At 68.1% G+C, this 15,028-nt stretch carries 12 protein-coding genes; 5 read left to right on the forward strand and 7 right to left on the reverse strand.

All coding sequences use genetic code 11. The features are described 5' to 3' along the window. The first annotated feature begins 23 nt into the window (after positions 1-23). Positions 24-3,464, forward strand: a complete 3,441-nt coding sequence (locus tag ACODRZ_RS18550; RefSeq protein ID WP_488972004.1) for an AAA family ATPase — start codon at positions 24-26, stop codon at positions 3,462-3,464. Positions 3,465-3,467: 3 nt separating this feature from the next. Here ACODRZ_RS18550 and soxR read toward each other — a convergent pair whose 3' ends face one another. Continuing rightward, positions 3,468-3,908 (reverse strand): redox-sensitive transcriptional activator SoxR, encoded by a 441-nt coding sequence (gene soxR, locus ACODRZ_RS18555; RefSeq protein WP_488972003.1) that lies wholly within the window; start codon positions 3,906-3,908, stop codon positions 3,468-3,470. Between the two features lie 95 nt (positions 3,909-4,003). Between soxR and ACODRZ_RS18560 the strand changes: the two genes are divergently transcribed. Next, a complete protein-coding gene (locus ACODRZ_RS18560; RefSeq protein WP_488972002.1) occupies positions 4,004-4,375 on the forward strand; it encodes a VOC family protein in 372 nt (123 codons plus the stop codon). Positions 4,376-4,379: 4 nt separating this feature from the next. Here the strand turns inward: ACODRZ_RS18560 and ubiA are convergent, their stop codons facing one another. After that, positions 4,380-5,294 carry a 4-hydroxybenzoate octaprenyltransferase gene (gene ubiA / locus ACODRZ_RS18565; RefSeq protein ID WP_488972001.1) on the reverse strand — a complete coding sequence of 305 codons (915 nt, stop codon included), beginning with the start codon at positions 5,292-5,294 and terminating at the stop codon, positions 4,380-4,382. A 130-nt stretch (positions 5,295-5,424) separates the two neighbouring features. Between ubiA and ACODRZ_RS18570 the strand changes: the two genes are divergently transcribed. Both ACODRZ_RS18570 and ACODRZ_RS18575 read left to right on the forward strand, forming a co-directional pair. Continuing rightward, complete coding sequence (locus ACODRZ_RS18570) at positions 5,425-6,171, forward strand: 16S rRNA (uracil(1498)-N(3))-methyltransferase (RefSeq protein ID WP_488972000.1); 747 nt, start codon at positions 5,425-5,427, stop codon at positions 6,169-6,171. A 69-nt stretch (positions 6,172-6,240) separates the two neighbouring features. Then, on the forward strand, positions 6,241-7,614 hold the full coding sequence (locus ACODRZ_RS18575; RefSeq protein WP_488971999.1) for a glutamate--cysteine ligase: 1,374 nt from the start codon (positions 6,241-6,243) through the stop codon (positions 7,612-7,614). 180 nt (positions 7,615-7,794) lie between these two features. Here the strand turns inward: ACODRZ_RS18575 and ACODRZ_RS18580 are convergent, their stop codons facing one another. The 5 genes from ACODRZ_RS18580 to ACODRZ_RS18600 form a co-directional block, all read right to left on the reverse strand. Continuing rightward, entirely contained in the window at positions 7,795-9,114 is a 1,320-nt protein-coding gene (locus tag ACODRZ_RS18580) for a methyltransferase family protein (RefSeq protein WP_488971998.1), read from the reverse strand. Between the two features lie 114 nt (positions 9,115-9,228). Beyond that, complete coding sequence (locus tag ACODRZ_RS18585) at positions 9,229-10,590, reverse strand: outer membrane protein assembly factor BamB family protein (protein ID WP_488971997.1); 1,362 nt, start codon at positions 10,588-10,590, stop codon at positions 9,229-9,231. A gap of 25 nt (positions 10,591-10,615) precedes the next feature. Beyond that, positions 10,616-11,404, reverse strand: coding sequence for a tetratricopeptide repeat protein (locus tag ACODRZ_RS18590; RefSeq protein ID WP_488971996.1), 789 nt, complete (start codon positions 11,402-11,404; stop codon positions 10,616-10,618). 121 nt (positions 11,405-11,525) lie between these two features. Beyond that, complete coding sequence (locus ACODRZ_RS18595) at positions 11,526-12,653, reverse strand: glycosyltransferase family 4 protein (RefSeq protein WP_488971995.1); 1,128 nt, start codon at positions 12,651-12,653, stop codon at positions 11,526-11,528. Positions 12,654-12,655: 2 nt separating this feature from the next. Further along, positions 12,656-13,522 (reverse strand): alpha/beta fold hydrolase, encoded by an 867-nt coding sequence (locus tag ACODRZ_RS18600; protein WP_488971994.1) that lies wholly within the window; start codon positions 13,520-13,522, stop codon positions 12,656-12,658. Between the two features lie 76 nt (positions 13,523-13,598). Between ACODRZ_RS18600 and ACODRZ_RS18605 the strand changes: the two genes are divergently transcribed. Further along, positions 13,599-14,996 carry a protein adenylyltransferase SelO family protein gene (locus tag ACODRZ_RS18605; RefSeq protein ID WP_488971993.1) on the forward strand — a complete coding sequence of 466 codons (1,398 nt, stop codon included), beginning with the start codon at positions 13,599-13,601 and terminating at the stop codon, positions 14,994-14,996. Positions 14,997-15,028 lie beyond the last annotated feature (32 nt).

Consider the following 15,028-nt stretch of genomic DNA (forward strand, 5'->3'; position numbering starts at 1 on the left):
CGTGATCGCCTGACCCGACCTCGATGCGCATCCACCGGCTAAAGCTCAGCGGCTTCAAGAGCTTCGTCGAGCCCGCCGAACTGCGCATCGACCCGGGGCTGACCGGCGTGGTTGGCCCCAACGGTTGCGGCAAGTCCAACCTGCTCGAAGCGATCCGCTGGGTCATGGGCGAAAGCTCGCCCAAGTCGATGCGCGGCGGCGGGATGGAGGACGTGATCTTCGCGGGGACGGACAAGCGCCCGCCCCGCGCCTTCGCCGAAGTCGTGCTCAAGGCGGAAACCGCGCCGGGCGCCGAAGGCGTGCGCGACGAACTCGAAGTCGTCCGCCGCATCGAGCGCGGCGCGGGCAGCGCCTACCGCATCAACGGGCGGGACGTGCGCGCCAAGGACGTGGCGCTGATCTTCGCCGATGCCGCCACCGGCGCGCACAGCCCGGCGCTCGTCAGCCAGGGCCGCATCGCCGCCGTCATCGCCGCCAAGCCCGCCGAGCGGCGCGCCATGCTGGAGGAGGCCGCAGGCATCGCGGGCCTCCATGTCCGCCGCAAGGACGCGGAGCAGCGCCTGCGCGCCACCGAAGCCAACCTCGCCCGCCTCGACGACATCATGGCGGGCCTCGACAAGCAGGTCGGCACGCTCCGGCGCCAAGCGAAAGCCGCGGAGCGCTACAAGGCCCTGACCGACCAGATCCGCCTCGCCGAAGCCCGTGTCGTCTTCGCCCGCTGGCGCGAGGCCGCCGCTGCCGCCGATGCGGCACGCAAGGAAGCGCAGGCCTCCGAGGAGCGCGTCACCGTGGCGCAGGCCCTCGCAGTGGAGGCCCAGAGCCAGCAGGCAGCCGCCGCCGAAGCGCTGGCCGAAGCGCGCGACGAACTCGCCGACCGCCGCGACGATGCCAACGCGGAAGGGCACCGCATGGCGACGCTGACCAGCCAGCTCGAAGCCGCCGAGCAGCGTCTCGCCGATCTCGACCGCCAGCGCACCCGGCTGGAGGAAGACCGCCGCGACGCCGACCGCCTGACCCGCGACGCCGCCGAAGCCCTCGCCCGGCTGGAACGCGAACTGGCTGAAGGCGAAAAGCAGCTCGCCGCCGACGAAGCGCAGCGCCCCCGCTTCGCCAATAGCGTGGACGGCGCCGAACAGGCCAGCCGCGCGGCCGAACTCGATCTCGCGCAGGCGACCGCGAAGCAGGCGGGCGTCGAGGCCGAATGGCGCATCGCCGAAGCCGAACTGACGCAGGCGAAAGCACGGCAGGCCCGTGTCGCGCAGGACGTCGCCCGGATCGAAGCGCAAGTCGCCGCCCTGCCTGACCTGGGCGATCTAGAAACCGCCATCGCCGCCGCGCGTGCGAAGGCGCAAGAGGCAACTGCGGCCCTCGCCCGCTCACGCGAGGGGTTGGAGGAGATGCAGGCGCGCAAGACTACGCTGCAGGCCGAGCGCGACACCGCCGCCTCGGCGCTGGCGGGCGCGCGCGCCGACCTGACAGGCATCGAACGCGAACATACCGCTCTCGTTCGCGACCGCGAAGCGCGGGCCAAGGGAGCAAAGGCCGCGCATGGCCTGCCCGTCGCCATCGACGCTGTACGTGCCGCGCCGGGCTACGAACGCGCTGTCGCCGCCGTGCTCGGCCGCGACGCAAAGGTGCCGCTGGGCGCGGTGCCGAACGCGGATGGCCGCTTCTGGACCGGCGCCGAGGCACCCCCGCCGGTGGCAGAGAGCCTTGCCGCCCACGTTGCGCAATGCCCGCCTGAACTCGCGGCCCGCCTCGCGCTGGTTCATATCGTCGATGAGGACGATGCCCGCGCGCTGAAGCCTGGCGAATGGCTGGTCACCCGCGCGGGCGTGCTGCGCCGCTGGGACGGCTTCGTCGCGCGCGGCGAAGGTGCAGCCGAAGCCGCGCGGCTTGAGGCGGAAAATCGCTTCGCGCAACTCGACGCGCAGCTGCCACCATTGCGCGACGCCGTATCAACCGCCGAAGCGAAGCAGGCCGCAGTGCAGCGGGAACTGGCGGACCTATCCTCGCGCGTGATTGCCGCCGAGCGCAGCATAGCTTCCGCCGCCGACGCCGAGCGCGCCGCGCTACGCAGCGTCGATCAGGCCGAGGACGCAAAGGCTCGCCAGCAGGCCCGCCGCGCCGAACTCGACACGACGCTCGCGGAAATCGCCGACCAGCGTACCGGCGTGGAGGCGGAAGTCGCCGGCGCCGAGGCGAAGCGCACCGCCCTTCCCGACCCCGCCGCCGGCCGCACCGAACTGCAGACGGCCCAGACACGCAATGTCGAGGCACGTTCCGCCCTCCAGCACGCGATGGCCGCACTCGCCGGGCACGATCAGGCGCTTGCGGTCGCCCGCGAACGAACCACCACCCAGCGGGCCGATATCCGCGGCTGGCAGGCCCGATCGGGCGACGCGGCCAACCGCCTCGCGCAGATGGCCGGGCGGCTCGAGGAAATCGAGAACGAGCGGGCCGTCGTCGCCGCGAAACCCGCCGCGCTGATGACCCAGATCGAACAGGGCGAAGCGGTCCGCGTGCGTCTGGGTGAGGAACTGGCCAGGGCCGAAACCGCCGTCACCTCAGCCACCGATGCCGCCAGGCAGGCCGACATGGCGCTATCGGTTGCACAGGAAACCCTCGCCGCCGCTCGCGAGGCCCGTGCCGGAGCCACGGCACGCGCGGAGCATGAGGACCAGCGCCGCTTGGAGACCAACCGCCTGTCGGGCGAGCGCTTCCAGTGCCCGCCCCCGGTACTGCCCGAACGCTTCAGCTTCGCGCCCTCTGAAGTCGGCGGTACCGAGGCCGAAGGCAGCGGCATGGACCGCCTCGTAGCCGACCGCGAACGGATCGGCCCGGTCAACCTCGTCGCCGCCGACGAACTCGCCGAAGCCGAGGCACAGCTGGGCCTCTCGGTCAACGAGAAGGCCGAACTGACCGAGGCGGTGAACCGCCTGCGCGGCTCGATCGGCAACCTCAACCGCGAAGGCCGCGAACGCCTGCGCGCCGCCTTCGAGGCGGTCGATGGCCACTTCCGCCGCCTGTTCCAACAACTGTTCCAGGGCGGTCAGGCGCACCTTGCCCTCGTCGATTCGGACGATCCGCTGGAGGCCGGCCTAGAAATCTACGCCCAGCCGCCGGGCAAGCGCCTGCAGTCGCTGACGCTGCTTTCAGGCGGCGAGCAGGCGCTGACGGCGGTGGCGCTGATCTTCGGCCTGTTCCTGACTAATCCCGCGCCGATCTGCGTGCTGGACGAAGTCGACGCCCCACTCGACGACGCCAATATCGAACGCTTCTGCGACCTCCTCGAAGCGATGACGAAGGAAACCGACACCCGCTACCTCGTAGTCACCCACAACGCGGTGACGATGAGCCGCATGCACCGCCTGTTCGGCGTGACGATGGTGGAAAAGGGTATCTCGCGCCTCGTCAGCGTGGACCTCGGCGGCGCGGAGGAACTGCTGGCGGCGGCGGTCTAGCCTTCAGCTCAGCACGAAACGCGGCCCCGGCCCGTGCGCCCCCGCCATATCATCGGCGTTGTACAACCGACATTTCGTCAGGCTGAGGCAGCCGCAGCCGATGCATTCGTCCAGCTTGCGCCGGGTCAGTTCGAGCAGCGCGATCTTCTCGTCGATCGAGGAGCGCATCGAGCGGCTGATGCGCTCCCAATCCGCCAGCGTCGGCGTGCGGCCTTGCGGCAGGTCCGCGAGTTCGCGCTCGATCTCGGCCAGCGCGAGGCCCAGCTTCTGCGCGATCAGGATGAAGCTGACGCGGCGGATGTCTGAGCGCAGGAACCGTCGCTGGTTGCCCGAAGTGCGCAGCGCCTGCAGTAGCCCCTTCTCCTCGTAGAAACGCAGTGCCGATACCGCGACGCCGGTGCGCCGCGCGAGTTCGCCGATGGTGATGAAGCGGTCCGCGACCAAATCCTTGCCTTCTCGAAAGTGCTTGATCTCAAGTTAGGTTGAGGTTGCACTTTTGCCAAGCCGGCTGATTCGCCGGTGACGCAGGAGAAAGAAGAATGGCCCAGGGCCGCCTCGAACATGCCAACCTCACCGTCAGCGACATCGAGCGTTCGTCCGCCTTGCTGCAGGACCTGCTCGGCTGGCACGAACGCTGGCGCGGGCCTGCCATCAACGGCGGCGAGACGATTCACGTCGGCGGGGATTTCAGCTACATCGCCGTCTATACCGACCGCCGCAAACACGATCGCTATGGCAAGGGCGCGCCGCTGAACCACGTGGGGCTGGTGGTCGATGACCTCGATGCGGCGGAACGCAAGGTTATCGCGGCAGGGCTCGAACCCTTCGCCCACGACGATTACGATCCGGGCCGCCGGTTCTACTTCTTCGACTGGGACGGGATAGAATTCGAGCTGGTCAGCTACGAGTAGGCGATCAGATAACCCCAGCGTTGCCGACCACCCAGCAGGCCAGCGCCATCACCAGCCCGGCATCGCGGTTGGAGCGGAAGCGGGCGAGCGCGTTCTCGCCGTCCGCCGGGTCCAGCGTCATGACCTGGAAGCCCAGATGCAGCGCCATCGGCACCAGCGCGACGAGCGCCACCCAGTCCGGCCGCATCGCCCAGAACGCCAGCGCCCACAGCGCCAGCGCGAGGGCATAGAAACCGCCGACCCCGCCCTTCACACGCGCGCCGAGGCGCCGGGCGGAGGAGCGGATGCCGACGATCGCGTCGTCCTCGATGTCCTGGATCGCGTAGATCGTGTCGTAGCCGATGCACCAGACGATCGAGCCGAGGTACAGCGCCGCCAGCGCCTCCAGATGGTCGCTGCGGATCTCGATCCAGCCGACCAGCGCGCCCCAGGTGAAGACCATCCCCAGCCACGCCTGCGGCCACCACGTGATGCGCTTCATGAACGGATAGGCGGCGACGAGGCCGACGCTGCCCAGCGCCACCAGTTGTGCGGGCGGGCGCAGCTGGAACAGCACCACCAGCCCGACGGCGCAGAGCATCAGCAGCCAGGTCCAGGCCGCGCTCTTGCTCACTCGGCCGCTGGCGACGGGGCGCTGCGCGGTGCGCGCGACGCGGCGGTCGAGGTCGGCATCGACGATGTCGTTGAGCACGCAGCCCGCACCACGCATCGCGATCGAGCCGAGCAGCAGCCATGCAATCAGGCTCCAGCGGCTTTCGCCGCCCGCCAGCAGAACGCCCCAGACGCAGGGCCAGAACAGCAGCCACCAGCCGATCGGCCGATCGAATCGCGCCAGCATCGCGAAGTCGCGAAACGGCTGCGGCAGCATCGACACGAGCCCGCGATGCTGGCTGTCAGGGACGAGCGAAGGTTCGAGCATCGCGCGATGAGTAGTGCATCGTGCGCGTCCTGTCATGCCCGAACGTGTCTGGTGAACACAGCTTGCCCACCGTTGCATCCTCTCCGCCAAGGCGCGACAAGGGCCCTTCAGCCCGAGGAACCCCTTGAAGATGCCCGCAACCCCCGCCTGGCCGCCCCGCTCCGCGCCGCGCCTGTTCGTCTCCGGACCGCTCGAGGAAGGCGGGCAGATCGCGCTGGAAGGCCAGCAGGCACATTATCTCGGCAAGGTCATGCGAGTCGGCCCCGGCGACGCGGTGATCGCCTGCGACGATGCCACCGGCGAATGGGCCTGCGAGGTCATGTCAGCCAGCAAGCGCGACGTGGTGCTCTCGGTCCGCACGAAGCTGCGCGAGCGCGAGGATGTGCCGGACTTCGTGCTCTGCGCTGCCCTGCTCAAGAAGCCGAACTTCGATCTCGTGCTCGAGAAGGCGACCGAACTGGGGGTCGCAGCGGTGCAGCCGGTCGTCACCCGGCGCTGCGTGGCCGACAAGCTCAACCCCGAACGCGCGCTGACCATCGTCACCGAGGCGGCCGAGCAATGCGCCCGCACCGCCCTGCCCCGCGTCGAGGAACCGGCCCGGCTCGAAGCGCTGCTGCGCGACTGGCCCGAGGACCGCGCCCTGTTCTTCGCCGATGAACAGGGCGGCGCGCCTGCAGCCGCCGCCTTCGTCGCCCACAAAGGTCCGGCCGCGCTCCTCGTCGGCCCCGAAGGCGGCTTCGACGATACCGAGCGCGACCTCGTCCGCGCCCATCCCCAGGCGCGCGCGATCACGCTGGGGCCGCGCATCCTGCGGGCCGAAACCGCCTGCGTTTCCGCCATCGGGCTATGGATGGCGGTGTCCGGAGATTGGACATGACAGGAATGTTAGACTGACCGGTACAAAAAGTTCTGGCGCGGCGCCGAAGGGCACACTAATTCCGCGCCCATGAGCACTCGTGAGGTTTCGGATCGCGAAGATCCGGTTATCGAAAGCCTGTCCCAACTCGCCGAGCCGATGGCCGCGGGCGAAAAGCCGCGCGAGGCGTGGCGGATCGGCACCGAGCACGAGAAATTCGTCTACGACACCGCCGACCACCACGCGCCTTCGTACACCGAAAAGGGCGGCATCCGCGACCTGCTGGGCGAACTGACCCAGTTCGGCTGGACGCCGATCGAGGAAGGCGGAAACGTCATCGCACTCAAGGGCGCGGACGGCAACGTCAGCCTCGAACCGGCGGGCCAACTGGAACTGTCAGGCGCACCGCTCGAAAACCTGCACCAGACTTGCGCCGAGACCGGGCGCCACCTTTCCGAAGTGAAGCAGGTCGGCAAAAAGCTCGGCAAGGCCTACCTCGGGCTCGGCATGTGGCCGGACAAGACGCGCGAAGAACTGCCGATCATGCCCAAGGGGCGCTACGGCATCATGCTGAACCACATGCCGCGCGTGGGCTCCATGGGCCTCGACATGATGCTGCGCACCTGCACCATCCAGGTGAACCTCGACTATTCGAGCGAAGCCGACATGGCGCAGAAGTTCCGCACCTCGCTGGCGCTGCAGCCGCTGGCGACCGCGCTGTTCGCGAACTCGCCCTTCACCGAGGGCAAGCCCAACGGCTACCTCTCGTACCGCAGCCACATCTGGTCGGACACCGATCCGCACCGCACCGGCATGCTGCCCTTCGTGTTCGAGGACGGCTTCGGCTACGAACGCTACGTCAAGTACATGCTGGACGTGCCGATGTACTTCGTGTTCCGCGACGGCCAATACATCGACGCCGCCGGCCTCTCCTTCCGCGACTTCCTCAAGGGCGAGCTTTCCGTGCTCCCCGGCGAGAAACCCCGCATGTCGGACTGGCAGGACCACCTGTCCACCGCCTTCCCCGAAGTGCGGCTCAAGTCGTTCCTTGAAATGCGCGGCGCCGACGGCGGGCCGTGGGGCCGCATCTGCGCCCTGCCCGCGCTGTGGGTCGGCCTGCTCTACGATCAGGGCGCGCTCGATGCGGCGTGGGATCTGGTCAAGGGCTGGGACATGGAAGGCCGCGAAGCGCTGCGCTCGGCCGCGCCTAAGCTGGGCCTTGATTCACCGATCCCGGGCGGCGGCACCCTGCGCGACATCGCGGGCGAAGTGGTCGACATCGCGCGCTCGGGCCTTGCCGCGCGCGGCCGCCTGAACTCGGCGGGCGACAACGAGACAGGTTATCTCGAACCGCTGGCGGAGATCGTGAAGACCGGCAAGGTTCCGGCGCAGCGCCTGCTCGACCTGTATAATGGCGAGTGGGGCGGGGATCTGTCCAAGGTCTATGCGCTGAAGACGTTTTAAGGGGGGAAATGCAGGGGTTTACCACCCCTGCACCCCGTGTACCGTCGAGGGCACGCGCGCGGCATCGTCATCCAAGACGGTGAACCGGGAGACAGATAGAGCCTGCGGCGCCATTTGAGGCTGACAGGTCTGCGCGCGCGACGACGACAGTTCGGGGGTCTGGGGCAATGGCCCCAGGACTTATTTGAACTTCAACTTCCGCCCGATCTTCCCCAAAGTTCGGGTGATGAAGGCATGTTCCCCCATCCATTCGTAATATTCCCGGTACTTTGGATCCTCGGCCAGCAGGTGAGCCTCCTCGGTCCGGGCGCGCCAGTAGTAGATGCCGCTCACCACGCCCAGCAGCACGGTGTTGCGGATCGCGTCGGTCCATGACCCGTTCGTCACGAGGAATGGCAGGGTCGAGGTCCACCAGAACAGGTTCTTCGACAGGTAGGCCGGGTGGCGCGTGAAGCGGTAGGGGCCGTTCGTCAGCACGCCGCGATAAGTCAGGTTGGAAAAGCGCAGGCCGAAGGCGAAGGTCGCCCAGGCGTAGATTGCGGTCAGCACGACCATCATCGCCGCCCAGCCCCACAGGAGGACGTCGTAAGCCGCCATCCAGTGCGCCCAGCCGCCGGTGTTGACTTCGTAGCCGAGCACGTCTGCGTTGCCCATCGTGCCCCACACGAAGGGCGGGTAGCACATCAGCGCGGCCACCCAGCCCGCCAGCAAAGGGTTGCCGCTGCGGATATGCGCATCGAGCGGGCGGAAAGTGAAAAGGTAGCCGACGGTGCCGATCTGCACGTCGACGAGGAACAGCGCCTCGATCAGCAGAGAGCCCAAGTCCACGGGTTTGTGCGCGATTGCGCCAAAATCCGCCTCGACCACGCGAGCGAAGCCGCCGGGCAGGATCGAGATCATGAAGGCGCCGAAGAAGCCCTTGATCGCCCAGGCGCGCCAGTGCTTCTTCACCTCTTCGGCGGACCATGCCTCGCGGCCGATCAGCATCGCACCGAAGTGCCAGGAGGCGTCGCGCGGCTCCACCATGACCCGGTCGAGCCACAGGACATAAGGCACCGAAAGGACAAAAAGAGGTGCCACAACGGCACTCAACAGGTCCATAGCGAACAGGTACTGCCCCTCCCAGTACCACCGGCACAGGAAATAGAAGCAGCCGATCAGCGCCCAGGTGATCCACAGCCCGGTCAGCTTGGTGATCGAGATGTCGAGCGTTTCGGAGAGCGGGCGACGGCGCGACCAGTCGATGCCGGTTGAGGAGCGCAAGTACACCTTGTCGACCAGCAGCGACCATGCGGTCATGGCAGCGCCGGTGAAGGCCAGCGTGGCGAGCGAGGCATAGGGGCCGCTCATCGGCTCGCGCGGGGCCTGAAGGCCGAGCAGGTCCACCACCGAACCCCAGTTGCGACAGAACAGGATCCACAGGGCCAGCGCGACTAGGCCGGAGAGGCCCACGCCTGCGGAAACGTCGCTGGCCGGACGGCGGGTGGATGTGGTGCTCATGGCCGCAGGGGCTAGCGGCAATTGGTTAAGGGGGCGCAAACCGTCATGCACAAACCCCTCCACCACCCTTCGGGCGGTCCCCCTCCCCGAGACAAGCTCGGGGAGGAACAAGGATCAACGGAAGGCGGTGATACGGCCCGAATCGTCGAGGACGTAGAGCGTCTGGTTCGCCACGACCGGCGCCAGCGAGATCGGATCGCTGAGTTCGGTGAAGGGCGTCATCGTGCCGCTCGACGGATCGATGGTGGCCACGAGCCCGCGCGAGTTGCCGACCCACAGCTTGCTGCCCGCCAGCACCGGACCGACCCAGAAGATCGGATTCTTGCGCTTCTTGGCGTTCTTGTAGCGCTGCAGTTCGGTCAGCCAGCGGACCTTGCCGGTGCCGCGCGCGATGGCGAGGATTTCGGCGTGGTCGTCCAGCGTGAAGACCCAGTCGCCCGCCACCGACGGGGTCGAGATGCCCGCGAGGTTGAGTTCCCAGATGCGCTGGCCGGTGACCAGTTCGTAAGCGGCCATGCGCCCGCCCTGACCCAGCGCGTAGACGCGGCCACGATCGATGATCGGGTCGGCATCGACGTCGGTGAGACTGCCCACTTCGGTCGAGATCGAAGTGCGCGAAAGCGCGTCCGACCAGACCTGACGGCCGTTCTCGTAACGGTAGGCCACCAGTTCGCCGGACGAATAGCCCGCGATCACCGTGCCCTGCCCGAGTGCCGGAGAGGCGACGCCGAAGACGCCCGACTGGGTCAGCGAAGCCGATTCCTGCCACATGGTCGCACCGTCCGCCGCGTTGAGCACGACGATCTGGTTGTCCTGCGTCATCACGAAGACCTGGTTGAACCCGATCGTCGGTGCGCCGCGCAGCGGCCCGGCGGGCTTCTTGGTCCACAGCTGGCTGCCGTCCGCCGCGTTCAGCGCCGCGACTTCGCCAAGGCCGGTGGTGATGTAGAGCTTGTCGCCATCGAAGCTGACGCCGCCGCCGAACACCGACTTGGCATTGTTGCCGGAAACCGAGAAGCTCTTGGTCCAAAGCTTCGCGCCGCTCTGCGCGTCGAAGGCGTGGACAGTGCCTTCGGTATCCATCACATAGAGCTTGCCGCCGCCGATGACCGGCGCCGCTGCAAGGCGCGCACGATTGGTCGAACCGGCGATCTGCGCGGTCCACACTTTAGTCGGGTTGTCCGCCAGCGCGAGGTTGCCGTAAGCCTTGTTCGGGGTGTTGCCGCCCTGCGCCCAGGTCGTGTTGACCTCTGCCGGGGGCAGGATCACCGAAACCGCGCCGAGCGTCGCGTCGACCTTGGCGCCGCTTTCGATGCGCGACAGGATCGGCACGCGGTTGCCCACGGTCGGGGTCTTGGCCGGGCCTTTGCCGCCACCGAACATCTTGCAGCCGGACAGGCCCGCGACGAGTGCGAGGGCGATCAGCGGCACGACCTTCTTCGCGCGCGAAGAGGTCGTGTTGCGAGCTGCGTTCATGCGAATGTCCTCACGTGTCATGGTCTCAGTTCGCCACTTCGGCGGGCTGGATGATCTTGGCGCCCGGCTTTTCAAGCGGCTCCCCCTTGTCATCCACCACGTCGTCCACGGCATCGACGCCGAGCACGGCGGCAAGCTGGCGGGCGCGGCTGCGCAGGCCGTCATCGACGCTTTCGTCCTTGGCGATCGCCGCGAACAGCGGGCCAGCCTGATCCTGCCTGTTCTGCTTCAGGTAGGCCATGCCGACGAGTTCGCCGGCGGGGCCGAACCACGGGTTGCCGGGCGCGGCCATCGGCTTGAGGCGGCTGATGACGTCCTCGGGCTTCATCGCGTCGAAGTCGGCGCCGACCTCGCGCACGGAGGCGAGGTCGCGCAGCACCTGCGGCGCCTTGCCGTCGGCCGCGATCTCACGATAGAGCTTGAGCGCATCGGCCTTCTTCTCCTGACGCAGCGCGATCCCCGCGAGCATCAGGCGGGCCGACACGACGGTCGCGTCCGAGGAATCGGCGCCGGCGATCGGAGCCAGCTTCGCCTTGGCGGCGTCGAGATTTTCCGACTGCAGGGCGTCGAGCGCCTGCACATAGGCCTCCGAACGCGCCTCGCGCTCCTGGGTCTGGCGGTGCTGCCAGTAGATCCAGCCCGCGAAAGCGAGCAGGGCGATGACGATGACGGCGATCAGCGGCTTGCCGTAGCGGCTCATGAAGCCTTCGAGCTGGTCCTGGCGCACGGCGTCGTCGACTTCACGCAGGAAAACGTCCTGCTGGGCGGCATTACGCGCTGCGGCGGCGGAATTGGTGTCGGGGGGCAGAGCCAAGATAGGGCGCTTTCTAGCGAAAAACGGGACGGTTGCGGGGCTGTTTAGCGGATGGGTGGGGGTTTTCAACGGGGATGTCGGTGCCCGTCCCGCGGTGAAGCGCCGCTGAATGAGCGCGGCGTCACGGAAAGTCGCTTTTGCCCATCGCCGCGCCATAGGTCGAGGCATAACTGCGAATCATCGTGTTTTCATCGTATTGGGCCTGGGCAAGCGCGCGGTTGGCCGCGCCGATGCGCGCGCGCAGCCCGTCATCCGCCGCGAGTTCCGCCAAAGCCCGGCCGAGTGCGGCGTCGTCTCCGGGCGGGGTGATGAAGCTGCGGTTTTCCGTCGGCACCATCGCCACCACGTCCCCCACGGCGGGCGAGGCGACCGCGATCCCGGCCGCCATCGCCTCCAGCATGGAGATGGGAAACTGCTCGCTGTCGGAGGACAGCGCGAAGAGATCGAACAGCCCCACCGCGCGCGAGGGATCGGGGACGAAGCCCGGCAGGTGCACCCTGTCGGCCACGCCGGATTCCCGCGCTTGCTGCGTGATTCTTTCGCGGTCCGGCCCTTCACCGAGGATCACCAGCTGCCATTCGGGCGGCAGCGTGGCGAAAGCGCGGACCAGCCGGGGCAGGTTCTTCACCGCGCGCAGGCCTGCCAGCGTGCCGATCCACTTCGCACCGACAGGCTTGGGCAGCCCCGGAATCGCATCGGGCGGGGGCGGCACAAGGTAGGCGGCGGTGCGGATGCCGTTGATGATCAGCTTCACGCGAGAGCGCGGCTGCACCCAGTCGCCGAGCGCGATTCCTTCCAGCCGCTGCGAGGGCACCACCAGCGCCGAGGCCCGCGCCAGCGCCACGCGGCGAAACCAGTTGCGCGAAGGCTTGAGGCCGTCCGCCTCGTCCTCGTTGAAGCCGTCCTCGTGATGGACCAGCGGCGGCAGTCCGAGCACGGCGCCCCAGAGGCGATGCGCCAGCACCGCGTCCATCGCACCCCAGTTGTAGGTAAGGACGAGGTCGAAATGTTTCATGGCGCGGGCGATGCGCAGCAGGCGCAGGGGCGTCGGACGGCCCTGAAGGCTGGGAAAATTCTCCGGAAAATCAACCGTGAGCGCGGGATCGAGCGCGACTTTCGCTCCATATGCACCCGGCTGCGCGGAGACGACAGAATGCGACACAGCGCGACCAAACACGTTCATCAGCCGCACTGCGCGCAGTTCCTTGCCGCCCGCCGCGAAGCTCGAATGGAGGTGGAGGAGGTGCAAGTTCAGGCGGCTTTGGCGAGCAGTCGCTCGATCGCGGCGACCGATTCGGGCTCGTCGAGCGTCGGGGCATGGCCGACGTTGGGCAGCGTCAGCCCCTCCGCGTTCGGCGCGCGGCGCAGCATGTCGTCCAGCGTCTGCGCCGAGAGCAGGTCCGACAGCCCGCCGCGCAGGACCAGCACCGGCACCCGTGCGAGCGCTTCCCACACCGCCCACAAGTCCGGCTGGGCATTGACGTCGAGCGCCAGGAAAGGCTCGGCGATCTTCATGTCGTAGTCGAAGACGATGCGCCCGTTGCCGCCGACGGTCATCAGCCGCTTGGCCATGCCGATCCAGAAATCGAGCGGCTGACCGGGATGCGCGGCGCCCCGCACTTCCTCCAGCCCGCGCGCGGCGTGGACCCAGGTGGGCCAGGTGCGGCCCTGCCCGACATAGTCCTTGATCCGCGCAAGACCCGCCGGTTTCAGCCACGGCCCGACGTCGTTGACCACGGCTGCGGCGATCTTGTCCGGGATGATCGTCGCCAGCCCCATCGCCATCAGCCCGCCAAGCGAGGTGCCGATCACGACGAAGCGCTCCAGCCCTTCCTGCTCGATCAGGGCGAGAATGTCCTCGCCATACTGGACCGGCGTGTAAGTGGCCGAATCCTTGGCATATTCGCTGTCGCCCCGGCCGCGCAGGTCAGGGCAGATTACCCGGCGTCCGGCAGCAAGGCGCGGGGCGAGCACGTCGAAGTCGCGCGCGTTGCGGGTCAGGCCATGCAGGCACAGCACCGGCAGGCCGGTTTCGCCCTCTTCGGGACCGGCATAATCGCGGAAATGGAGCTTGAGACCGTCGCGGCTCGACCAGAAGCGATCTTCGAAAACCTTCATGCGCGGACGGCGACCTCGTCAGATTCAACACAAAGCCCGGCTTGATAGGAGGCCGGGCGGTCCCCACTATCGCCCGATGCCAAGCGATCCGCAACCCGCGCCCTATCTTCCCGACCCGCGAATCGAAACGATCGCCCAATGGATCGGCGACCCGGTCCACGCCGCCGCGTTCCCGAGCCACCAGCTCCGCTGGCGCAACGAGCGCTGGGCGGCGGCAGTCGGCCTCGACGGCTTCGACGAGGCGCGCTGGACCGCGCATTTCGGGCAGTTCCAGTCGCTCCCCGGCAATCTGCCGCAGCCCTTGGCGCTGCGCTATCACGGGCACCAGTTCCGCAATTACAACCCCGACCTCGGCGACGGGCGCGGGTTCCTCTTCGCACAGATGCGCGATGGCGCGGGCCGGTTGCTCGACCTCGGCACCAAGGGCTCCGGGCAGACGCCGTGGAGCCGCGACGGCGACGGGCGGCTGACGCTGAAAGGCGCGGTGCGCGAGATTCTCGCCACCGAGATGCTGGAAGCACTGGGCGTCAACACCAGCAAGACCTTCTCCGTCATCGAGACCGGCGAGGAGTTGTGGCGCGGCGACGAGCCCTCCCCCACCCGCTCGGCCGTGCTGGTACGCCTGTCGCACGGGCACATCCGCATCGGCAGCTTCCAGCGCCTCTACGCGCTGGAGGAGACCGCGCATCTCGCCGCGCTGGTCGACTACAGCCTCGAAACTTACCCCGGCAGCCTGCCACCCGAGGACGCTCCGGGCCGCGACGAACCGGCGGTGATCCTGCTTCACCAGGTCGTCGAGCGACTGGCCGACCTTGCCGCCGCGTGGATGGTGGCGGGCTTCGTCCACGGCGTGCTCAACACCGACAACATGAACATCTCGGGCGAGAGCTTCGATTACGGCCCCTGGCGCTGGGCGCCGCAATGGGATCCGCGCTTCACCGCCGCCTACTTCGACCGCACCGGCCTCTACGCCTTCGGCCGCCAGCCCGAGGCGCTGCTCTGGAACTGCCAACAGCTCGCCATCGCGCTGCGCCCGCTGGCCGAGACCGCGCCGCTGGTCGCAGCGCTGGAGCGCTTCGGGCCGCTCTACCAGCAGGCGCTGTGCCGCCGCTTCACCTGGCGCCTCGGCATCGAATCGCATGGGGTCGAGGCCGACACGGCGCTCGTGCAGGCCGCCGAGCGCAGCATGGTCGAGAGCGGCCTTCCCCCCGAGCAGTTCTTCTTCCTCCACCGTGGTGGCCGCAATGCCGGTGCCGACGACTTCGGTGCGCTGCTGTCCGGCTATGCCCCCGCCGCCACGACGGACGACCCGTTCTGGCAGGAAAGCGCCCCTCCCGGCGTCCTCATCGACGAGGTCGAACGCATCTGGGCCGCGATCGACACGCATGACGACTGGAGCGAACTGGACGCCAAAGTCGCGCAGATTCGCAGGCTGGGCGAACAACTTGGGAAGGCACCGTTTACTCCCCAATGATTTACGCCCCGGTAGGAATACCTGTGCGATTG

The sequence above is a fragment of the Novosphingobium sp. FG90 genome (assembly GCF_057808725.1).